We start from the raw sequence: 23,322 nt of genomic DNA, 5'->3' as shown, positions 1-23,322 counted from the left end.
TTCTCACGTTATTACACTAAATTTAAGACAGACCATTTAGGGTTAATATGTTTTATTTTGCATGCAATAACTGTGCAATCATCCTGAATATCATAAGCTTGCTTATATTGTTCCATTACATCGTACAATAACACATCTGTTGCTAATTGTTGCTTATTTTTTTTCTTTAATAGTTGGAAAAAATGTCGCTCTTGTTCGTGCCAATGAAGCGCTCCATCAAATAAGCCATCTGATGCCATGATGACAATATCATCGGCTTTTAAACGTAGCGTCTCTGTTTCAATTGAAAATGTCGGCATGAGTCCAACTGGTGCTGCATTCCCTTCAATTTTTAACACATCATCACCACGTAATACATACGTTGCAATCCCTCCCGCTTTCCACGACCAAAGCGAACCATGCTGTAAATCGATTAGTGCAAAATCAATGGTTGCATATAAGTCACGATCATGCTTTAGCGACATCACGTAGTGAATCGTGTGCATGGCAGTCTCTGGGTCCATATTGTACGTTAAACATTCACGAAGCATGCGAATCAGCGTATCGCTCTCTTTTCGTGCACGCTGATCTTTTCCCATGCCATCCGATAACATAATAGCCATTAGTCCGTCATGGATAGGGAAAAGTTCATGCGCATCACCTGAAGTATTGTGTTTTGCTCGGCTATAAATCCCTTGCTCCATGGAGAACCGTACAGATGACCTTACACGCACTTCTACATAAGGAAATGGCATTTCTTTATACGTAATGCGTTCCACATAAAAAGGCTCAGCAAATCGTTCATATAAAATCGGCAAAATGGTACGCTCACTTAACTCTGTCGCTTGGTCTATATTTTTCATCGTAACGGAACAAACAATACGTCGTTGTCCTACTTCATTGGATAAAACATCAATTTGAAAACAGTTTAACTGTGCACTTTGGAGTCGTTCTAACAGTTCACATTCTAACGATTCAAATGATACAGACTCCCCTTGCATTTGTTGTAGCAAACGATTCAGATGATGGCTCACATCTTGCAACTGTAGGGCAATCATTTTCTTCCCATGAAAAAGCTGATTATTCATTTGTTCGTTATATAATAAGTACTCAAGTTCTTGTAAAAGCTTGTCCGACTTAATACATCTTAACCTTAGAATTTCCTCTGCCTGTGCTATCGCAATAGGATTTTGCGATGTTTTTCCCCGATAATATTGTGCAATTTTTTCAGCCATATCTTGTTTCTCTCCCCAACAGCGATCATACCGAAAACAATCTTGGCATATATTGCACGGTTGGATTTTTTTGGGTGTAATCGATTGTTCCGTAAATCGATCAAACACAAGATCCTTCATAAAAAAGACAAATTGCTGGAATTGTTCAATCGTTTGCGTCATATGATTTGTTAACCATTCTTGCCGCTTCAGCAATACTTCATCTCTTTTTGGATAAAAAAATGCACGTAACTTCTCTAGTACAGAACGATTAATCAGTAAAGATAGTAGTGTAGCGATACTAATAGACACGAAGTACACAATATCTAGCGGTAGCGTTGCATCATAAAAGAAGAAAAAGACACTCGGTAAAATACTGCCTAGTGCAATGCCAAATCGTCCAAGTTGCACACTGCTCCCTGCAAACACACCCGTCAACGCATATAAGGCAAGCATCCCCGTAAATGACAAATGCGCCATCCCTACAATCGTCCCTAAAATAGTGGCAACAATCGTCGATAATGTAACGCCCCCAACAAAAGCAGCAATACAAATGACTAAATGTAAACAAATAATTGCTAAGTTAAAGATAGATAATGTAAACGATGACATCCCTGTTAGCATGGCAGCCAGAATAAAAAATGCCGCGCCAGCCCGTTCATACGTCCACTCTGATGTCCAAAAACGATGTGGCGGTAATAATGTCAGCTGTAAAAAAATCATCATGACCATGGCTAATACAGCTTCACAACCAACATAAAATTGGACAAGTAGAGGTGGCCATCCGCCATAAACGCCCCCTTGCCAAGCAATTTGAACAAGTAGCGTAGCAAGCATGACAAGGATAGGCAATGGAATCTTAATTAGTCTCTTTAAAAATTGAAATGTGCATAATTGAAGAAAAATAATAACCAGTTGTCCCAACCCTAACGTGAGTGCTCCGGTAAGCCCACCAATTAATGTTGGCCATTTCAGGTGGCGATAGCGGAGACTAACGATAGCCCAAAACGGAACCAAAAATGGAACGGCTGCTTCAAAAAAGACTGCTCTTGCTAAAAAAAAGCTCACCCCCAAAAAAGTCAGCTGTAACAAGAACATGATTCGCTTTTCATTCCCCGTAAATAGTTCGCTTTGTCCACTCGATAATTGACGCAAATCTTGAATTGTAACCACTTTCCAACCCCCTTTATATAAGGTTTATTATAAAAAAGTCAAGAAATGAATTTTGTCTTTTTATAAAGGGCGTAAGAAAAAATTGTTCGACGAAAACTTTAGGATTGCGCTAAATAAATACATATCCTCTCAAAAACGACTGACTTTAAAAATCAGCCTACATCTTGCGAGCATTTGACCGGATACAGGGATATTTTGCAATGGACACAGTTTAAGTTAATTTATATAGTCAATGACAATATATTTTTATAGAAATAGCATAGATTAAACAGTAAAGACTTCCATCGTTTTAAACTAGGAAGCCTTTTGAAATATAATTAGTTTAATTCAATCTCAATTGCCTGCTCAGTTAATACCTCATAAGCATCTGTTTTTTTGATCGCCTTCATATCCAGAAATGTAAAACGGTATAAGCGTAATCTAGTATATTCTCTAGGTATTTGTATTGAATTGAACGTCTTATTCCTAAGATTCAGGTTACTCGAACTTTTCATCGTAAATCGTTTGGTAGAAGGCTATACAACTTTGTCACTATGCACTCGTTAACCATTCAAAAGCGCTTAGATATCGAGATTTTAGAATAGATTTTTTCTATATGGCATTTACAGTCCTTGTTACTACTAAGCATTAGTCTTTTTTTCACTACCAAAGTGGATTAAGATATTAGTTAGGAGGGCTATTATGATTAAAGATTTCCGTACATTGTCTGCGCTTTGTGCTGCGAGTGCATTATTTATTTTACTGGGCTTTTACTTAACTAAAACCCCTGTAATGTTCCAAATTTTACTGTTAGTTGTTGGTTTAATCATTGGAATTATTACATTAATTGGCTTAGTAAAGCTCCTTATATCGCAGCAAAAACAGGATTGAAGCATTACTCCAGTCCTTTTTATAAATAAATCTTTCTATAAAAAAACAGTTTGTGTACTTTGTACACAAACTGTTTTTACTTTATAGCGCACTTTTTCTATAATTAAAACAGCCAGCAAATTACCCTCTACGTGCTCCACGGCCGCCACGTTTTGATTCTGTTGCACGTTTTAATGTAGTTAAACGTTCATCGCTATCTTTTAAGAAACGCGCCATTTTTTGTTCGAAATTTTCTTTTGGTTGACGATCATTTCGCTCGTTTGAACGATTGTTTTCTCGACGAGGACGCTGCGGACGCTCTGGTCGCTCAGCTTGGGGCTTCGCTTTACGGATTGAAAGGCCAATCTTACCATCCGCTTCAACATTCATCACTTTTACTTCAACTTCATCTCCTACTTTCAGATGCTCGTTGATATCCTTCACATAGTTGTCTGCTACTTCACTGATGTGCACTAAACCCGTTTTGCCATCTGGCAGCTCAACGAATGCTCCAAAATTTGTGATTCCTGTTACTTTACCTTGTACTTTGCTGCCTACTTCAATTGACATAAAAAAAATGCTCCTCCTTAAATTTTAAAAGACTCTATCAGTCCTAATATATCACGAAACTACTTTATGGTTTCCCCTTTATTATATCGGACTAACTATAAGTGTCAACAAGACTCTCTCGCCATAAAACGACAAACAGAATCAATTTCCTAAATAGTCCTAAGATTTTAGCCATTTGAAAAGGCAAACTACGTATATGACGTGTCTGCCTTCCCATCTACTGTTCGTCCTCTTCTTTTTCGTCGTTCCCCTTCGGAATCGTAAAAATAATTTCTCCTTCTTCTGATAAGAAATATTCTTTACGTGCCAACTTTGCAATATACTCATCATCTTCTAGTTTGGCAATTTGTAGTTTTAACATGTCCTGTTGCTCTTTTACTGCGGTTAATTGTGCTTGTACTTCTATTTTTTGTGCTTCTTTTTCTGCTAAACGTGTATTCTGGTTCATCATCATGCTTACTAATGCCACACATACAGCTGTAGCAAATACCGTAAACACTGCTAGTCTTCTACGACTTAATACTTTTTGACGGTGTTTCATTTGTTGTTGCTTTGCGAGATTTGCGTTGGAGCGGACATAGTCATTATCTAACGTTTTAACAGTGCCTCTATGTACTTGTTCTTGTTGTTGACGCTGTGCCACGCCGTTCACCCCCATTGCTTCTACATTTGTTACTATTTATTATACTTATTTACTTTGTAGAGTAAAACCCGTTTTTTAGAAGTTTTATAGATTTTAATAATAGGTGTTAATAAAATTGTTAATATTCTGATAAAAATATGAACGATACCGTAAATGAGCTTTATAACGAAACGAATGATAAAGAAAATGGGTTTTATGATGATGGTCACAAAAAGTCTTCCGATAAATCGAAATATCGGTTGGAAAAATAAATCATATGAAATGATTCCGACAATTTGGGCAAGTGGATCGATTGCTCGCCACTCACCACCCTTAATGATAAATAAAAAATAGAAAGTAATAGCTCCTAACATAAGCCAAGCTGTTAGTTCAATTAAATACGCTAGTTTGGAAAAAATTGATTTTTTAGGCAACAATGATGTCATATATCGGATACAATCAATGATCGCACCTACCATTATGCCGGCTGCAAACATGACAAACGTACTAACTAATTGTGCAGACATTAGCCGAATAATTTATGCAGTAAACTCTTTGACAGTCCGGATTCTTCTTCATCGTATTGGACCGTCTTGACCATACCTTCTAATGTAAGCAGCCCCTTGTCTACATCTAAATGCACAATGCGTAGCTCTTCACCACGAATGAGTAAATGCCCCTGTGATGTTCTAACAAAAAACTCCTCTTGGTCAAAACGTTCAATTTCCTTTACCGATGTCATATCCATACGCTTGCGATTGCGAAGCGTTACTAGATGGTCTCCTGATGGAATGGTATATCTTGTACTTTCTGAATGCATAGATTAACTCCCCTTCCTTGTCCACTTTCTACACTGTATGCACACATAGAAAAAAGCATGACAGTAAAATTTACTATCATGCTCTCATTTTTCTATTTCATCTATTCTTCATCATCAATAAATTCAGGCTCAATCTTCTCTAGTTTTTCCTCTTTTACAATCGTAAACATCTTTGTGGCTTCTTCTTTACGAACATTCTCACGAATCTCTTCTACACGAGCTGTGACAATTTTTTGTCCAAAGCGAATAGCTAGTTCATCGCCCACTTTCACAGTACTGCTTGCTTTTGCGACCTTACCGTTAATTGTGATACGTCCTTGTACAGCTACTTCCTTTGCTAATGTTCGTCTTTTTATTAAACGTGACACTTTTAAAAACTTATCTAAACGCAATTTTTATTCCCCCTTTTCCATACGCTTTGCCTCATTCCAAAAGCAGTCTAACTCCTCTAATGTGAATGCATCAAAGTCTTTCCCGCTCGCCTTTACTTGTTCTTCGATATAACCAAATCTACGGGCAAACTTCTCATTCGCGTGTAACATTGCTTCTTCTGGTGAGATTTTATAGAAACGTGCCACATTTACTAATGTAAATAGCACATCACCAAACTCATCTAGGCGTGTAGCAGGCGAGCCTTCACTCATTTCAACTTGGAATTCTTTCATCTCTTCAATGAATTTTTCCCATGCATCATCCGCATTTGGCCAATCAAACCCTACTTTTGCCGCCTTTTTTTGATAATTATAAGCCGTTTGCAAAGAAGATTCCGCGCGATACTCACCTTCAAGTAAACGTCCTTCTACCTGTCCTTTTTCCGCACGTTTAATTGCTTCCCAATTCGCCAAAACATGGTCTGCATCTTCTACTGATACATCGCCAAATACATGTGGATGGCGACGAATCATTTTTTCACTAATAGAGGCAAGCACTTCCTCCAAATTGAAATAGCCGTTATCTTCACCAATTTGCGCATGTAAAAATACTTGTAGCAGTACATCGCCAAGCTCTTCAATCATGCCTTCATCATCTTCTGCATCCACAGCAGCTAAAAACTCATGTGCCTCTTCAAGTAAATATTTTTTCAACGATTCATGTGTTTGCTTTTGATCCCACGGACAGCCTTCTGGACCACGAAGCGTCGCAATAATTTTGCGGAAAGTCGTCCAATCACGTAACGCCTCTTCATCTGACATCACAGGCGGCACATACACCGTTGTTAAGTTATTTAATTCTGCCACGTGATCAAGCTCGTACAGGGGCACAATCGTTAACTTCTCTTGAGCTGAACCTGCCGCTGTCACGATTGTTACCGGATAATCATCTCGGTATTTCTCCATTAATGTAAGTTTCACTTCCGATGCACTAAATGCGTCATATACTTGCGCAATTAAAATGTGCTGGCGCATGTTAAGATCATGCATTGACATACTTGTCCCATCTAATAGTTGGAAGCCTTCGATTGGATCAATTCTCAATGCGCCAAAAATGGGGTCTAGGAAGCTTTGACCACCTTCGATTTTTAGCTTTACTTGCCCATTACGCTCTGCCTCGATTAAATGCTGCACGGTTTGCTCTGCTACAAGCGGATGCCCTGGCACTGCATACATCACTGGTGCTTCCTTTGCTGCCTCGATTAATCGAGAAGCTATTTCCTCATACACAGGGGCAAATGTATCATGCTTCTCATAAATATAGTCAAAGCTTGAAAATGTGACGCCTTCCTCTTTTAAATCATTCAGTACAGGATGGTCCTCTGTACGAACATATAATGTCTTTGCTTGTTTTAATTGCTTATAGACCCCCATTTGCAGCTGATTAAAATCTGCCGCACCTAGACCGATCACTGTTAATTGATGCATCTGTAAACACCTACTTCTTTTTATTTAACCATAATTGATATGTGGCCATTCTTCTTCCAAAAGGAATAATAAACCACTCTCGTACACTTAAAATTTGGAGTTTAGCCACTGCTGTTATAAATGTAAATGCGCCAAGCGAAATTAAGACGACACTATAAACAAGCGCTGCCATACGGACAGATGTAAAGCTTGTTAGATGATTTAATAGTACAACAGTTAATGCTACGACAACTGTCATGCCAATACTCGCTATCAATAACTTTCTATAAAAGCTACCTGTTGCCAATATGACCCCATTCACTTTTTTTAAATAATATACGAGAAGCATAGCGCAAGTGAATAACCCGATATTACTCGCAATCGCTGCCCCTGCAACCCCTATTAGTGGAATCAACAACATATTACCACCGATTTTTAATGAAAGGGCCCCAAATAAGAAGTAAAAAGGAATCTTTAATTTGCCATACCCTTGCAAAATGGCTGTAAACGTTAAAATAATCGATAATGATACAATCTGTAATACATATAACATAAGTACCGATGAAAGAGCATTTGTTTTAAACAATAATGCGTTAGCATAGGGCATCACCAGTATAAGACCTAGCGCTGCTGCTATGCCGAATACTAACGATGCACGATAGGTTAATTGAATATACGGTACTTCACCACGGGTACCCTGCTTAGATTTATAGGTCACAAGCGGTACAATGGCGAGCGAAAACGAAGAAGCGATCACAACGCCAAGTTGTACAAGTGGTTGACCACGATCATAAATCCCCTTGATTGCCATTGCATCAAGCGTTTCCAGCCCCGACTCTACTAACATTGAGAATACAGTAAATGAATCCACAAGTTGATACGTAAGTAATAATAGGCTACTCATACTCACACTTATACTAAAAATGGTGACTTCTTTTATAATCGGCCACTTCGAAATAGCAACTGTTTCTTTGAATAAAAGCCCCTTCTTCTTCATATAAACAAATAATAAAATGACACCTGCTAATTCCCCAATCACGGTACCTAGCACCGCCATATTGCCGGCAGCATATACGGATTGAGAGCGCAGCGATATGACGACGATTGTTCCGATTAAAATCATGACAACACGTACTGTCTGCTCAAACACTTGCGCGTAAGCAACAGGCTCCATCATGGCACGAGACTGAAATGTCCCCTTCATCACCGCAAGTGCTGGCATACAAAGTGTAACGAATGCGCCGGTTTGTAATAATGGTGCGAGTAACGGATCACCCATCCACGATGACAGCAAATGTGCACCGAAAAATAATAAAGCAAAAAAGAACAGTGACAGCACCGTTAAGTATTGAAATACCGTTTTCGTAATACCATGCTTTATTTGTTCATTATTTGTATTAGCGAGTAGCTTTGAAATAGCGACAGCAACCCCACCTGAAGTCCAGACAACAAAGAATGCTATAAACGGATACACTTGCTGGTACACATAAAACCCTTGATCGCCCACTAAATTTTGGAAAGGCACACGGTAAACAGCACTTAATACTTTGACAATAAGAGCGGCAACTGTTAATATAAGCGCACCTTTCATATAACTTTTCATACTAAACTGCGAAGACATATAAGACCCATCCTCATCTATACAATGGTACAAGTATACCATGAATAATAAACATAAAAAAAACGCCCTGTCATGAAGGACGTCTTATCAAAAATTTAGTTTTCCATTTGTTTCGCTAAGAAGAGCGCACCAATTTCAGCACTTTTTTGTTCGACAGCGCCAATCAACCCATCTTTTGAAATGACATAAATGGCACCAATAATATCACCATTTGCAACGATGGGTGCAATGCAATAAGACTTTACTTCCTCAAATTGCCCAGGTACAAGTTCAAGCACCGTTTCCTGCTGATGTATAATTGGGCGTCGTTCCTTCATCGCATCTTCGGCAAAGGTCGATAAACGGCGATGGCTATATGTTTTTTTTGCGACACCGGCAATCGCAATCATTTCATCTCGGTCACTTAAAAATACGGGTAAGCCTAGTGCTTCATAGAGCGATTCTACATATTCTGTAGCAAATTCACTTAAATCATTTATTGGAGAATACTTTTTTAAAATAACCTCGCCTTCACGATCCGTGAAAATTTCTAGAGGATCCCCCTCACGAATTCTCATCGTACGGCGAATTTCTTTTGGTATAACCACGCGCCCTAAATCATCAATTCTACGTACAATACCTGTTGCTTTCATATGCTACCTCACTTTCCACAAATTTCGCTCTGTTCCCAATTAGTATGGTTTAGTGAAAAGAAAAATATGCAAAAAAAACGTATCGATAATTAGGTATTTAGACCTTGTTTGTAATAATTATTCATCTTTTTTTTAAAAAAACTATAATTTCCGTGTCATTAACACCATTTATATCCAAATAAAATGGTATATAGAGAGGTGAAAAATATGAAAGTGGAACGTGTTACATCAACACCTGATGCCTATAGAAAAACTCAATACTATGCTGGTGAGCATTTAGCCTATTATTATAATCCGACTGCCATAAAAAATCGCTCACAAGTCATAAAAGAGATTGAAAATGGTATTTTTACAATATATATATATAAAGTAAATTGTCAATGTGATATGTTAAAAACTTCTTCTATTAAAGAAAAAATGTTTCTTGAAAAACGCAAGCAATATGCCAATCAAGAAGCGTTATTACAGCGTTTAAATTATATGAATGGTATCCATTATAGTGCTGTCCACAAATTATATGTACAATTTCATCATTAAATAAAAGCGGGCAAATTCACACCCGCTTTTTTCTAATATTTATCGTACTATAACCATCTCTATGCCACTTGCTTTTTTGCCTCTAACACCATTTTTACCATTTTCTCTAAAATATCAAATGGTAAGAAATTGCCGCATCGCTTCATATCGATTGTTAAATTTAATCTTGTCCCTTCCATAACAAAGCCAACTGCACGCTCAAACTGCATGGATTCTGTTACAACCCTCGCGCCATCCACACGAGCCGTCCCTTCTTCGGATAAGCTAATCGTCATAATGCTTTGCTTTTCTTTAATAGCTGTGATCCCTGCTTCAAGCGCCCATACCTTCATTCGTGCAATTCTCATTAAGCGTTCTGTTTCCACTGGCAAATCACCGAAACGGTCTTGCAACTCTTCGATCACTTCAAAGTAGTCTTCTTCGCGTTCCATCGCTTTAATACGCTTGTACATTTGGATTTTTTGATAACCGTCTGGAATATACGCATCTGGAATATATGCATCCATATGCAATAAAATTTCAACTTCTGGTTTCTCTTCTTTTTTCACACCGCTTCGACGCTCTTCAATAGCTTCTTCAAGCATTTGTGAGTATAAATCAAAACCAACAGAGTCGATAAAGCCGTGTTGCTGTGCACCGAGTAAATTACCGGCACCGCGTATGGATAAATCACGCATGGCAATTTTAAAGCCCGAACCAAGCTCTGTAAACTCCTTAATCGCCTGTAAACGCTGTTCTGCCACTTCTGTCAGTACTTTATCACGCTGATACATAAAATACGCGTACGCAACACGATTGGAACGTCCGACACGTCCACGCAATTGATACAGCTGTGATAAGCCCATACGATCGGCATCATGTACAATGAGCGTATTCACATTCGGAATATCCACACCCGTTTCAATAATCGTTGTTGTAACTAATACGTCATAGTCACCATCTAAAAAAGATAGAATTACAGACTCTAATTCAGATTCTGTCATACGACCATGTGCAAAGCCCACACGCGCTTCTGGTACAAGCGCTTGAATTTCCTCTACACGACGTGCCATGTCTTCCACACGATTATATAAATAAAACGTTTGTCCACCGCGCGCCATCTCTCTTTCAATGGCTTCACGTACTAATGCCCCGCTGTGCTCCATGACATAGGTCTGTACAGGGAAACGATTTTGTGGTGGTGTTTCAATGACTGATAAATCACGTACACCTACCATCGACATATGCAATGTACGTGGAATCGGTGTCGCTGTTAACGTTAATACATCAACATTTGTTTTTAATTGCTTAATCTTTTCCTTGTGTGTTACACCAAAACGTTGTTCTTCATCCACGATTAATAAACCAAGATCTTGATACTGCACGTCCTTTGATAACAAGCGATGCGTACCAATGACCAGATCTACCGTTCCTTCTCGTAGGCCTTTAATCGTTTCTAACTGTTGCTTCCGTGTACGGAATCGACTAAGCAAACCAACATTCATTGCATATTCCTCAAAACGCGTTTGAATCGTTTCAAAATGCTGTTGCGCTAAAATGGTCGTCGGTACTAGAAACGCGACTTGCTTGCCATCTTGAATCGCTTTAAAGGCCGCACGAATGGCTACTTCTGTTTTACCATATCCTACATCGCCACATACAAGACGGTCCATTGGGCGTTCACGCTCCATATCCCGTTTGACCTCCATAATCGTGCGTAACTGGTCCTCTGTTTCTTCATACGGAAAAGCATTTTCAAACGAACGTACTTCATCTGAATCAGGTGTGAAAGCAAAGCCCTTTTCCGCTTCCCTTTTCGCATACAGTTTGATTAAATCATCGGCAATATCTTGAACGGCTGAAGATACTTTCGCTTTCGCTTTTTTCCATTCTGTTCCGCCTAATTTATGCAGTTTCGGCTCTTTCTCCTCCGAAGCAACATATTTTTGAATTAAATCAATTTGGTCGACTGGCACATATAATTTATCATCCGCTCGGTAGCGAATATGTAAGTAATCTTTATGTGTCCCACCCACTTCTAATGTTTCAATGCCAATATACTTCCCAATCCCATGATGGACATGCACCACATAGTCGCCAGGCTTAATTTCCGTATAGGATTTAATGCGCTCTGCATTCGTCATCTTTTGTGGACGTGCCTTTTTCTTTGCCTGCTGTTTAAATAGCTCATCGTCTGTTACAACAGCCATTTTTTGGAGCGGTAATTCGAAACCAGCTGATAAGACCGCATCTACTAGATAAATACCTGCACCACTTGGCATAGCAATTTGTGCATCAATGTGATATTCCTCGAGCATACTTTGCATTTTCTCAAGACGTTCCTGCCCATCTGCAACAAATAACACTGTAAATTTCTCTAACTGCCAACGCTCTACTTCATTTTGTAATAATGCAATTTGCCCATGGAACTGTTGCATCGGTTTACATGAAAAATTCGATGTTTTCGAAAAGCGCATCCCTGCAAACGTCCGTGCAAATAAAGCAAGATGAATTTTTTGCTGACGAATCATTGTTAAAATTTCTTTAAAGGCAAAGGAAGGTTTCACATCGTGTAGCATTTTCCCTTCTTCAATAAGGGATAAGAACCATTCATTTTCTTCGCGCTCCCACGCATCCATTACTTCTTGAATGCGTCCTAATTCATCAAATAATACGATGCCGTCACGGGCAAAGTAATCGCCTAAAAACGCCTTTTGCTCAAATAAAAGGGAACCGTATTTATTCACATGTGTTGGTAAATTACCCTCTTTTAGCAGCTCAATATCATATTCAATATTTTGCATAAGCAGCTCTTGTAGCTCAGGTTTCTTTACCTTTTTTAAACTATTGGCAAGTGCTCCTTGTAAACGCTCTGCTACATTTACTCGTTCTTCCGGGGATAACAAAACTTCTGTTGCCGGTAAAATGCGTACAGAATCCAACTTTTCGATTGAACGCTGTGTATCAGCATCAAATGAACGAATCGAATCGATTTCTGTATCAAACAGCTCCATGCGGATCGGTGCCTCTAAATAAGGTGGATAAATATCGACAATGCCTCCACGCGCCGCAAACTCTCCTGGTGCTGTCACCATGCTATTCCGTGTATAGCCCATTGCTACTAGTTGTGTCAGCCAGTTATCCATGTTAATATCTTCGCCGATCGATGCCTGTAAAAAATGCGTACGCCAGCTACTAGGCGGTGTCATGTATTTACGTACACCTGCAATTGGTAACACGTAAATCCCCATCGTTCCTTTTGCTAGATGGTCTAATGTCGCAATACGTTGCGCACGCAACTCAGGAGAAGCAATCGTCATATCTGCCGCAATAAATTCATCTGCCGGATAATAAAATACAGATTCCTCCCCAAGTAAAGACACTAAATCATCTACTAACTTCTGTGCTTGCAACAAATTAGGCGATAGCACATAAATTGGGTTCCCCGTTTCCTTAAACAACGCTTGCAGAAACGCCGGCCTCGCACCACCTGTTAACCCCGTCACTAATTGCTGATCTGCTTCACCCTTTTTGATTTGGTCTAATAACGATTTTATATGTTTATCTTGCAAGAATAGTTGATGAAAAACTTCCATTGAAAAACTCCTTTCCGCTTATCTCCTGTAATATAAAAACGGAAAAAGCCTTGGCACACTGAATCTCTTAAGAGTTTGTGTGCCAAAGCAAAACCGCTATTTCGTGTTGAAAACTGTCAAAATTATTGCAACCAATTTTTTAGCGCATAATAATCGGGAAATTGACGAAGCGAATCTTCACAATGCTCACAAATCGAATGAACAACAGTCTCTCCACGTTCATTCTTTTCAATATAGTCATCTACTTCTCCTACTTCAAATTGATGCAACTTACGGATTGTCTCCTCTGCATCAAACGGTAGAGTTCCCATTTCTGTTTCACAGTGCCTGCAACGATAACGAACTGGCATATGCGCCCTCCTTTGAATACTTTTGTATTCAAAGTATAGACGTTCATGTATTTTTTTATGCGCCATTAAATATGTTCATGACATCTAAAAACGTTTTAGATAGCGATGTTTCAACCGCTTCACAAGATTTTTTTATCGCATCTTGAACAATCGGCTCATCTTCTTTTGAAAACTTCGATAAAACATAGTCTGCTACTTTCATACCTGCTGGTGGACGGCTTACGCCTACGCGGATGCGATTGAATTCCTGTGTACCTAAGTGTTGAATTAATGATTTAATGCCATTATGACCTCCTGCGCTCCCTTTCGTACGAAGGCGTAGCTTGCCCGTTTCTAAATCTAAATCGTCATAAATAACAATAATATCTTCTACATCAATATCAAAATAATCCATCATCGGACGAACACATTCACCTGATAAATTCATATACGTAAGCGGCTTTAACAGCATTACCTTTCCTTCGGGACGGTGTATGCTCGCATACATGCCATTAAATTTTGTTTGATTTAATGGCGCACCCCATTGATCTGCTAATGCATCAATAACATCAAACCCGATATTATGACGAGTATGTTCATATGGCTTTCCTGGATTGCCTAAACCGATAATTAACTTCATCGTTAAAAACCTCTTTTTTTCTTTTTATAATTGTAGCCTATTTTAACATACCTAAATCAAAACTTCCTACAATACAAAGTCCCTTGTAATCTAATAAAATCTTACTATCTATAATATTAACTTAAATTTTCATAAAAGTAGTTACGCTAGCCGTATGAGCCTCCTTAGAAGAATTTGTTTTCTATGCTCATGTAGGCTATACCTAAAATAGATATTTTAAATAAAAAATTGCACGGCTACCTATATCCGTGCAATTTTTTCATATGATATCTTTTGATTACGCGTCTGCTTCTGGTGTTTCAATCGCGGTTGGTTCTTTTTGTGCTGGATCGATTGCATCTGCTGGCTCAGACGCTGGTGGTGTAATCGTTACAAGTGTATCTTCATCAGCGTTCAATAGTTCAAATTTGCTGTCCCCTCGTATATCCGCAACAGATAGCGTGTCTCCAATGTTTAATGTCGATACATCAATCTCAATCGATTCTGGCATATCCATTGGCTTTACCTTTATTTTTAACGTATGAACAGGCTGCATTAAAACGCCACCATCTTTCACGCCAATCGATTCTCCAACGATTGCAATTGGTACCTCCACTTCAAGCTCCTCACTCATATTAATGGCTTGGAAGTCGATATGTTTAATATTACCTTTTAATGCACAACGTTGGATTTCACTAATCACAGCATTCACAGTTTCACCATCTAGGCTTAATGCAAACACCGTATTTTGACCACTTGCCTGCATTGCCTTTGTTAAATCCTTCACGCCTACTTGAATCGGTGTTGCTACAGTTTTGTAGCCGTAAACATTGGCCGGTATCCCCCCGCCATTTCGTATTTTCGTTAAAATCGAACGAGAGCCAATTTCACGTGTTGTTGCCGCTAATACGGTACTCATTTTTAAATCCCCTTTTCCATAAAAGTCTTCATCTTCAGCTTTACCCAGATAAGCTGAAACTAAACATTTATGAAGAAAGCATGAAAAGAGGCTATGTGCAGTAACTGCACATAGCCTTGTTCTAAATTATTAATCAAATAATGTACTTACTGATTTGTTTTCATAAACACGTGCAATTGCATCAGCCATTAAGCCCGCTACAGAAAGCTGCTTAATTTTTGGAGACTTTTTGTCTTCTGATAATTGGATCGTGTTTGTTACGACTAATTCTTTAATTGCTGAGTTTTCAATACGCTCGATGGCTGGACCTGATAATACTGGGTGTGAGCAGCAAGCATACACTTCTTTTGCACCAGATTCAAGTAAAGCATTAGCACCGATTGTAATTGTACCCGCTGTATCGATAATATCATCGATTAAGATAGCTACTTTCCCTTCAACGTTACCAACGATATTCATCACTTCTGCTACGTTTGGCTTTGGACGGCGTTTATCGATAATCGCAATTGGTGCTTTTAGACGTTCCGCCATTTTACGTGCACGTGTTACACCACCATGGTCAGGCGATACGATGACTACATCCTCAGGGTTGAAACCTTTTGATTTGAAGTAATCAGAAAGTATCGGAACAGCTACTAAGTGATCGATTAAAATATCGAAGAAGCCTTGAATTTGTGGTGCGTGTAAATCTAGTACGATGACACGAGTTGCACCAGCCGTTTCTAAAAGGTTAGCTACTAATTTTGCTGTAATTGGCTCACGCGCTTTTGCTTTACGGTCTTGACGTGCATAGCCATAGTAAGGCATAACAACGTTTACTGTACGCGCTGAAGCACGTTTTACAGCGTCAACCATAATTAATAATTCCATTAAGTGTTCATTTACAGGTGCAGAAGTTGATTGCACGATAAATACGTCGCAACCGCGAATACTTTCTTCAATACTAATTTGAATTTCTCCATCACTGAAATGTTTTACAGATGATTTACCAAGCTCAACGCCCATTTCGTCTGCAATTTCCTGTGCAAGTGGGTTATTTGAGTTTAGGGAGAAGATTTTTAATTTTGAGTCAGCGTATTGATACGGCATGATGCCCTCCTGTTTTATCTTTTAATTATTTTAGTTTGTTACTAACATAGTTTAACTTGTTTTCTTGTCGTGCACGGGCAACAGCTAATGCATCTGCTGGTACATCTTGTGTGACAGTAGAACCTGCCGCAATAAATGAACCTTGACCTAATGTTACTGGTGCAACAAGATTTGAATTACATCCTACGAATACATCGTGTTCAATAATTGTTTTGAACTTATTTTTACCGTCATAGTTGACTGTAATCGAACCGCAACCGATATTACAGTTATCCCCTACTTCAGCATCTCCAATGTAGCTTAAGTGTGATACTTTCGTATTATTACCTAAAGTACTTTTCTTCACTTCTACAAAGTTACCAATTTTCACATGGTCACCTAATGCCGAAGCTGGACGCAGATGTGCAAACGGACCAACAGCTGTTTTATGACCTACTGTGCTATCTAATACAACAGAGTTTTGAATCGTTGTACCATTGCCAATTGTACTGTTCACAATATGACTATTTGGGCCAATGACGCAATCCTCACCAATGACTGTATTTCCTTCAATGACACAGCCTGGTTGGATGATTGTATCTGAACCAATAATGGCCTCTGCACTAATATGTGTTGTAGACGGGTTAATAATCGTGACACCATTACGCATATGTCGCTCATTAATACGCGCCCGCATCAGTTCTTCTGCCTGAGATAAAGCAAAACGATCGTTTACACCAAGTGTTTCATCAAAATGGTCTGTTACATATGCTGCAACAATTTCACCTTGCTTTTGTAAAATCTCAATGACGTCTGGTAAGTAGTATTCACCTTGTGCATTATCATTTTTCACCAGCTTTAAAGCCTCAAATAATGCTTTATTGTCGAAGCAGTAAGTACCTGTATTAATTTCCGTTACTTTCTTTTGCTCTTCTGTTGCATCCTTTTGCTCTACAATTTGTGCTACATTTCCTTCCGTATCACGTAAAATACGACCGTAACCAGTCGGATCAGAAGCGACCGCGGTTAAAATGGTTGCTTTGGCATTTTGGGAAGTATGATGATCAAACAATGCTTTCATTGTTTCAGGGCGAATTAATGGGGTATCACCACAAACAACTAATGTTGTGCCGTCAAGCGTTCCTAAAAGGGGTTCTGCTTGTTGAACTGCATGTGCAGTACCAAGCTGTTCTGCCTGTAATACATATTCACTTTGTTCACCCAGTTGTTCCTTCACCATCTCAGCCCCATGCCCAACAACTGTGACAATACGTTCCACATCTAGTGTTTCAATATGGTCTACAACATGCTGAACCATTGGCTTACCACAAACAGGGTGAAGCACTTTATATAATTTGGACTTCATACGTGTTCCTTGACCAGCTGCTAACACAACAGCAAAAATATTAGTCATTTTTAAGTCCTCCAATTTAGCTCATTGTCTCTTATGACTATATAGTAAATGCACATGATTTTCAAGGTATTCAGACTTGACAAAACATTGACATATCCGTATTTCCCAACAATTAATACTACTGCATGAAAAAAATCCAGATAAATCTAAATATATAATTCAGAAAATCCAAAACACTATAAAAACCTATTTTGCACTAAAATTTTATGTCTATCCCTATTCATACTGACCGCCAAAAAGTCCGCATATATCTCACCTTTTCATACTATTCGTTTGACTGTAAACAAATCCAAGGGCATGAAACGAAAAATCAAAAATTCAACAAAAACGGATTAATTAGGAATATTAGACCGTTAAATCTCCTTTAAAAATACATTATATGTAATTGAAACATTTGTAATTAAACTGTAATTTATACTTTCAAATCCAATCAGCACAAGCCTTAGCGCGTCTTCTAAAAATCAACGGAAAGATTTACCTACAAGAATTCTATATTTTCTATGCTAGAGTCAGTAGTGTTCGTTCATAAAGAGCAAATGGCATTGTTTTTCAGCCAATCCACTCGTAGTGCATTTACGCAGAATTCTCGAACTTCTATGCCTAATAACTACTCAATTTAGCAAGCAGCGATAACACGATAAATGGATGCAAATGATGCCTTTAAACTATATTACTATTTTTGCTCATATCAAACCATTATAGGAGGTACTTTATGAAGAAACGTTTTCTCACAACCACTTTAGCATTGACAATTAGTTTCAGTTCATTTGCTACTATACCAACCATTACGGAGCCAATTAAGGTATCGGCCGCAACATCTACTACACAAAACAATGCGCAAGCTGTTGCAGCAAAGGCAGATCAGCTCATTGCGACAGCAAAAAGCTTAATAGGCAAAGCCACATACAGTAATACGGAGTATAAACCAACGTACCCATATAAGTTTTCATGTGCTTCTTTTTTGATGTACATTTTTGAAAAAAATGGCGTAGACCTTGCGACTTATAACGAAAATTATATGATACAACAAGGTACGTATGTTGCGCGTAACCAGCTACAAAAAGGCGATTTGTTGTTCTTTAAAAGCAAAAAAACAGGGACTGACCCTGATCATGTCGCAATGTATATTGGAAACAACCAAGTAATCCATATGGCGGATTCTAAACAAAATATCGTAATTTCAGATTTAAATAGCAAGCCTTATTATACCGAAAATTATGTAACGGCTCGCCGTGTCTTACCGACACTCATGTCCTCTAATCCTATGACAAAAGGCGATTCCGTTGTAGCAATAGCTTATAATCATTTAAACAAAGTGAAGATAGGTTTAGTAAATAACGAAGCCACTCTGACATTTACAGGTGGGGGATTTATTGAATATATTTACCGTAAAAGTGGCGTATCACTTGGCACAAAAACAATCAGCGAACAAATGAAATTAGGAACTGCTGTCTCAAAATCAAATTTACAAAAAGGCGATTTAGTATTCTTTAGTAATACCCCTGGATCTAAAACACCTTCACTTGTAGCCATCTATGCAGGAGATCACCGTCTGATTATTCCAAACTCGAGTGGTGTTATTACAAGAGTGTTATTAATCGATTACTATAAAGACCATTATATTACAGCTAGACGCGTGACAAATACTTCTACATCAGAGCCAGTCAATCCTCCTATCCAAGGAACAAACACCGCTACGAAAGTCATTGCCACAGCAACAGACTTAGTAGGAAAAGCTACATTTGGTTATAACTATGATGAAAGTAACTTAACCTTTACAAGTGCTGGATTTACTTACTATGTATACAAGAAAAACGGCATTGACCTAAAGTATAAATTAGCTAGTCAACAAGCAACGGTAGGAACAGCCGTTACGAAAGCGAATTTGCAAAAGGGTGATTTACTATTTTTTTCAGACAATAATGACGGACAAAAAATAACGCAAACAGCCATTTATACTGGGGACAACCAATATATTATGCTGAAAACAAATGGCTCTGTCGTTACACAAAATCTCCAATCCACATGGTCAAAAAACAATTACGTGACAGCACGCCGTGTGATGTAAAGCAAAGCTCCTATTATGAGAAAGAAGAATTCGATTGGAATTATTCGGATTCTTCTTTTTCACAGCCTAGGGGCTTTCTTTTAGTTGATTAGCAAATGCAATCATGGACCTACTTGACATCGGTCCCTTTATGAGTAATAGTGTACGCGCATCCAACTTTGGTTTTAATACATTAAACACACCTTCAACATCTTTAAACGCGTGTACTTCCGCTTTTATTCCATCCTTTAATGCTTGCTTAGCGATGTCCTCCGCTCTGCTTCCGATGGTAACCAGCGTATGAATAGGATATTGTGCAATTAAACTACCGATTTCTTGATGATATTTTTTTTCAAAGTTCCCAAGCCTCTTAATATCGCCAAGAACAACAATCACCTTTTTATTTTTCCCAATTTCATGTAAGACTTTTAGAGCGGCCTCGATGGATGTAGGATTATTTGTCCATGTATCATCGATAATCGTACTTCCACCAACCCCTTGTGAAAATTCTAAATGCCTGGCTATTGGTTGGAAAGTCCTTAAGTATAACATCGCTTTTTGGACTGGTAGACCGATTTCTTTTGCTGCGGCAATCGTCGCCAGCGCATTATACACTTGATGTTCACCATATCCAGGAATATATGCCTGTAAGGTTTGATGATCTATATGCACTTGAAAACTCATGCCCTCTTTTACAAATTGAATATTAGAGGCACGCACATCTGCTGATTTGTTGATTCCAAATGTGATGATTTTCCCTTTGAATGCTTTCAACGAAATCGTCTTGATATTGTCATCATCTGCATTAATAATTAACGTACCATCTGATCGTATGCCTTCTACAATTTCAGCCTTTGCTTTGATATATCCCTCTAAGTTTCGACAACCATCTAAATGGTGCACACCAATATTCGTTATAATACCGATTGTTGGCTGATAAATCATACATTGATGTTTGATATTGCCGTTATTCCCTAAACCTAATTCAAATACAGCGGCTTGTGTATGTTCATCGATTCCCATTAAATAAGGTAGGGATTGACGCGGTTCATTTTTACTACTGAAAGATGTTTGAATTTTCATCTCTTTACTCAAAACATGCTTTAGCATCTCTTTGGTTGTCGTCTTTCCACATGTGCCCGTAACAGCGGCAACTGGTATGTGAAATAATTCTCGATAGTATTGAATAAATTTCCAATATGCCTGTAGTACGCTTCGTACGTGAATAACTGTTACTCGAGGTAGTGCCTGCGCTAACTCAGCGGCGGGTTTATCAGAAATGATAGCCGTAGGTGCTGTTGCATTTAACTCCTGCCAGTCAATGGTGTCACTTTTACTCACAAACATTAACGTATGTGTGGATACTAAATCATGCCGTTTATAATAAATAACATGATGCACATACCAGTTTTCCTTCCCGTTTAGTAGTTCTCCTCCTAGTAATTGACGAATGGATTTTACTTGTAATGCTTGAATACTATCCCCTCCTCTCACTATCCTATGAATTTTCACGAGTGTTCACTAGGTCTTTTTACTATGATGTCTCTATTTTTAAGAATTGTTTCGTACATCTTTTTATCTTCTAATCGATTAAACATAGATACATCCGGTACATAATTGCCTTCAATAATCCATATCTCTCCATGGTCCGTGAGCCCAACATCAAATCCTACAACCGTTAGATGATTGCCCTTTTCTAGCTCTTTCGTGGCTGTTAAACAAAGCATGTCGATTTTCATTCCTATGTCCTCCCAAACCTCTGACGAAATGGATGTTTGTTTGAGCGCTTCTTCTAATGTAACAATAGCCCTGGCCGCATTGGTAATAAAAAATAAATGGCTAGCGACTTTCACGACCTTCCCTGTTATTTGCCAATTGTCAGCTACTTTTTGTGTCATCACTCGTATATCGATAAAGCATCCATCGATCATGATTAAAGGAATACCTTGTTGAATAATGTATTGATTAGGGGCTAAGAGCATGTGACGAATATATTGGTATGCCTCTACTACATCTTGCTTCTCTACTTTAGAAATACCGATATACACTTCGTACACGGTATTCGCCTTACGCACTTTGATAATGTCTTTTCCTTGCTGACTGTTACAAGGTTTTAAAAAAATGACCTCATATCTTTTAAAAAAATGTTGGAATGTTGCCTCTGTGAGTAAATCCGTGTGCGGCATAAAACCATTTATCGACTGATATTGACTCCATTTACTACTCGGAAAATGCAACATAGTATCATAAACCAACATTTCACCTTTTAAATTAAAGGCTATTTCAATTACAATACACGTACAATTTGGATAAAACTTTCCTAACTGTTTCGCAACTGATATTGCTATCTTTTTAATATTATAGAAGTATTTATGAAAAACTGAACATTCCCAAGCATGATGAGATTGTTTCGTTACAACCTTTACTTTCCATCTAGATGTCTCTTTATAAACCGTAACAAAACGACAAAATACCATTTTCCATAAAGAGGTTTGTATCCATTGTGGCTGAATAATATACGACTTTTCACCCATCTCCTGCAAAATCATGTTATACAATGCCTCTTTTTCGGATACGGGGGTTACCCTGTCGTTTAGATTGAGATAAAACAGCCCATTTTCAACTGAAATCGTCATAAATTCTGTCCCATATACAGGCTTTAATAGTACTTTTGGATAAAGCGCTAACATAGAAAATAACGTTTCTTTTGAAAATCGCTCCATGAGAGAAAGATAAGGACGTAACTTCGGTTCTTGTTGAAGGATTTGATATTGACTGATTCTACCTCTCGCCGCTTTCATAGCACCTCTCCTTTTACTTGATAGCCCCCTCCATTTCTAGCGTAAAAATGAATTTATGATAACCGTTGACATCCTAAAGCAACAATGGAGCCTGGATTTACTGGAACTGCTCCGGTCTGATCAAAGAAGCCCTTAATCACAAAGCTTTGTACTAAATCCGTGGCTACTTGATCTTTAAAAACAGCTATAAACGGGTATTCTTTCATACCAATAATGCCTGTACCTTCTACTTTGACCACACAGTTCTGACCCTCTTTTTTACATTGAACAGCGGTAATCGCATTTGCTTTAAATAAAAAGCTATATTGACCAGGTGTTTCAGTATCCTCAAATTGTAAGGACAATGTAGACTTCTCTAGCGTAGTGATACATACTTTCGCAGCATATGTCAAATTTCCTTTGACACTTCCCTTTACACAAGAGAATCTCACATTTTCTCCTAAAACAAACGCATTCACAATGACTCCACAGGGACAAATTATACCCATTTTTCTCTCACCACCTTCTCTTGTACTCTATTCTTTCTATTGCTAAAATGACCGGGTATTTGTCTATACAACGAGAGATAATACAAAGAATAGTAGTAAAAAAAGAAGTGTCCGAGAAGTAATTCTGGGACACTCCCTTCTTACCTCCAGTCAATAGGTTTTATAAAAACAATTAATGCGAAGAGATGATTTTTTTTGTTTAGGAGG

Annotated in this window: 21 protein-coding genes; 3 read left to right on the top strand and 18 right to left on the bottom strand. The window is 38.3% G+C overall.

What is annotated here, in order from left to right; genetic code table 11:
* Window positions 1-11: 11 nt before the first annotated feature.
* Window positions 12-2,366, bottom strand: coding sequence for a SpoIIE family protein phosphatase (locus tag AC3II9_RS18660; RefSeq protein ID WP_489157864.1), 2,355 nt, complete (start codon window positions 2,364-2,366; stop codon window positions 12-14).
* A gap of 681 nt (window positions 2,367-3,047) precedes the next feature.
* Between AC3II9_RS18660 and AC3II9_RS18655 the strand changes: the two genes are divergently transcribed.
* Entirely contained in the window at window positions 3,048-3,236 is a 189-nt protein-coding gene (locus AC3II9_RS18655) for a hypothetical protein (RefSeq protein ID WP_489157862.1), read from the top strand.
* A gap of 120 nt (window positions 3,237-3,356) precedes the next feature.
* Here AC3II9_RS18655 and AC3II9_RS18650 read toward each other — a convergent pair whose 3' ends face one another.
* From AC3II9_RS18650 to spoVT, 8 genes are all read right to left on the bottom strand, one after another.
* Window positions 3,357-3,785 carry a S1 domain-containing RNA-binding protein gene (locus AC3II9_RS18650; RefSeq protein WP_391375769.1) on the bottom strand — a complete coding sequence of 143 codons (429 nt, stop codon included), beginning with the start codon at window positions 3,783-3,785 and terminating at the stop codon, window positions 3,357-3,359.
* Window positions 3,786-4,002: 217 nt separating this feature from the next.
* Window positions 4,003-4,428, bottom strand: coding sequence for an FtsB family cell division protein (locus AC3II9_RS18645; RefSeq protein WP_489157860.1), 426 nt, complete (start codon window positions 4,426-4,428; stop codon window positions 4,003-4,005).
* Window positions 4,429-4,460: 32 nt separating this feature from the next.
* On the bottom strand, window positions 4,461-4,934 hold the full coding sequence (yabQ, locus tag AC3II9_RS18640) for a spore cortex biosynthesis protein YabQ (protein ID WP_489157859.1): 474 nt from the start codon (window positions 4,932-4,934) through the stop codon (window positions 4,461-4,463).
* Window positions 4,934-5,227 carry a sporulation protein YabP gene (yabP, locus tag AC3II9_RS18635; RefSeq protein ID WP_391375777.1) on the bottom strand — a complete coding sequence of 98 codons (294 nt, stop codon included), beginning with the start codon at window positions 5,225-5,227 and terminating at the stop codon, window positions 4,934-4,936. Before yabP ends, yabQ begins: the two co-directional genes overlap by 1 nt.
* 101 nt (window positions 5,228-5,328) lie before the next feature.
* Complete coding sequence (locus tag AC3II9_RS18630) at window positions 5,329-5,619, bottom strand: RNA-binding S4 domain-containing protein (RefSeq protein ID WP_489157858.1); 291 nt, start codon at window positions 5,617-5,619, stop codon at window positions 5,329-5,331.
* Between the two features lie 3 nt (window positions 5,620-5,622).
* Window positions 5,623-7,086 carry a bifunctional methyltransferase/pyrophosphohydrolase YabN gene (yabN, locus tag AC3II9_RS18625; RefSeq protein ID WP_489157856.1) on the bottom strand — a complete coding sequence of 488 codons (1,464 nt, stop codon included), beginning with the start codon at window positions 7,084-7,086 and terminating at the stop codon, window positions 5,623-5,625.
* A 10-nt stretch (window positions 7,087-7,096) separates the two neighbouring features.
* Complete coding sequence (locus tag AC3II9_RS18620) at window positions 7,097-8,686, bottom strand: putative polysaccharide biosynthesis protein (RefSeq protein ID WP_489157854.1); 1,590 nt, start codon at window positions 8,684-8,686, stop codon at window positions 7,097-7,099.
* Window positions 8,687-8,781: 95 nt separating this feature from the next.
* Window positions 8,782-9,318, bottom strand: a complete 537-nt coding sequence (spoVT, locus tag AC3II9_RS18615) for a stage V sporulation protein T (protein ID WP_489157853.1) — start codon at window positions 9,316-9,318, stop codon at window positions 8,782-8,784.
* 207 nt (window positions 9,319-9,525) lie between these two features.
* Between spoVT and AC3II9_RS18610 the strand changes: the two genes are divergently transcribed.
* Window positions 9,526-9,855 carry a hypothetical protein gene (locus AC3II9_RS18610; protein ID WP_489157851.1) on the top strand — a complete coding sequence of 110 codons (330 nt, stop codon included), beginning with the start codon at window positions 9,526-9,528 and terminating at the stop codon, window positions 9,853-9,855.
* A gap of 59 nt (window positions 9,856-9,914) precedes the next feature.
* Here the strand turns inward: AC3II9_RS18610 and mfd are convergent, their stop codons facing one another.
* The 6 genes from mfd to glmU all read right to left on the bottom strand — a co-directional run bounded on the left by mfd (window position 9,915) and on the right by glmU (window position 17,779).
* Window positions 9,915-13,430, bottom strand: coding sequence for a transcription-repair coupling factor (mfd, locus tag AC3II9_RS18605; RefSeq protein ID WP_489157850.1), 3,516 nt, complete (start codon window positions 13,428-13,430; stop codon window positions 9,915-9,917).
* A gap of 122 nt (window positions 13,431-13,552) precedes the next feature.
* Window positions 13,553-13,780 (bottom strand): anti-sigma-F factor Fin, encoded by a 228-nt coding sequence (locus AC3II9_RS18600; protein WP_391375797.1) that lies wholly within the window; start codon window positions 13,778-13,780, stop codon window positions 13,553-13,555.
* Between the two features lie 55 nt (window positions 13,781-13,835).
* On the bottom strand, window positions 13,836-14,399 hold the full coding sequence (pth, locus tag AC3II9_RS18595; protein WP_431028591.1) for an aminoacyl-tRNA hydrolase: 564 nt from the start codon (window positions 14,397-14,399) through the stop codon (window positions 13,836-13,838).
* 277 nt (window positions 14,400-14,676) lie between these two features.
* Window positions 14,677-15,297, bottom strand: a complete 621-nt coding sequence (locus AC3II9_RS18590) for a 50S ribosomal protein L25/general stress protein Ctc (RefSeq protein WP_489157848.1) — start codon at window positions 15,295-15,297, stop codon at window positions 14,677-14,679.
* Window positions 15,298-15,426: 129 nt separating this feature from the next.
* Window positions 15,427-16,386, bottom strand: a complete 960-nt coding sequence (locus tag AC3II9_RS18585; protein WP_489157846.1) for a ribose-phosphate diphosphokinase — start codon at window positions 16,384-16,386, stop codon at window positions 15,427-15,429.
* A gap of 25 nt (window positions 16,387-16,411) precedes the next feature.
* Window positions 16,412-17,779, bottom strand: coding sequence for a bifunctional UDP-N-acetylglucosamine diphosphorylase/glucosamine-1-phosphate N-acetyltransferase GlmU (gene glmU, locus AC3II9_RS18580; RefSeq protein WP_489157844.1), 1,368 nt, complete (start codon window positions 17,777-17,779; stop codon window positions 16,412-16,414).
* Between the two features lie 712 nt (window positions 17,780-18,491).
* On the opposite strand from glmU, the gene AC3II9_RS18575 reads away from it, so the two are divergent.
* The gene (locus AC3II9_RS18575) at window positions 18,492-19,847 is read left to right on the top strand and encodes a C40 family peptidase (protein WP_489157842.1); all 1,356 of its coding nucleotides are present in this window, start codon (window positions 18,492-18,494) and stop codon (window positions 19,845-19,847) included.
* 66 nt (window positions 19,848-19,913) lie between these two features.
* Here AC3II9_RS18575 and AC3II9_RS18570 read toward each other — a convergent pair whose 3' ends face one another.
* Genes AC3II9_RS18570 through AC3II9_RS18560 form a run of 3 tightly spaced genes read right to left on the bottom strand, consistent with a single transcriptional unit; the run spans window position 19,914 to window position 23,115 of the window.
* Window positions 19,914-21,320 carry a UDP-N-acetylmuramoyl-tripeptide--D-alanyl-D-alanine ligase gene (locus tag AC3II9_RS18570; RefSeq protein ID WP_489157840.1) on the bottom strand — a complete coding sequence of 469 codons (1,407 nt, stop codon included), beginning with the start codon at window positions 21,318-21,320 and terminating at the stop codon, window positions 19,914-19,916.
* 14 nt (window positions 21,321-21,334) lie between these two features.
* A complete protein-coding gene (locus tag AC3II9_RS18565; protein ID WP_489157838.1) occupies window positions 21,335-22,627 on the bottom strand; it encodes a YheC/YheD family protein in 1,293 nt (430 codons plus the stop codon).
* Window positions 22,628-22,680: 53 nt separating this feature from the next.
* A complete protein-coding gene (locus tag AC3II9_RS18560; RefSeq protein ID WP_489157836.1) occupies window positions 22,681-23,115 on the bottom strand; it encodes a hypothetical protein in 435 nt (144 codons plus the stop codon).
* Window positions 23,116-23,322 lie beyond the last annotated feature (207 nt).

Source organism: Lysinibacillus sp. RU7 (assembly GCF_057837305.1).
The sequence above is the reverse complement of the archived record's forward strand: the minus strand, read 5'-3'. Positions and strand labels throughout refer to the sequence as shown.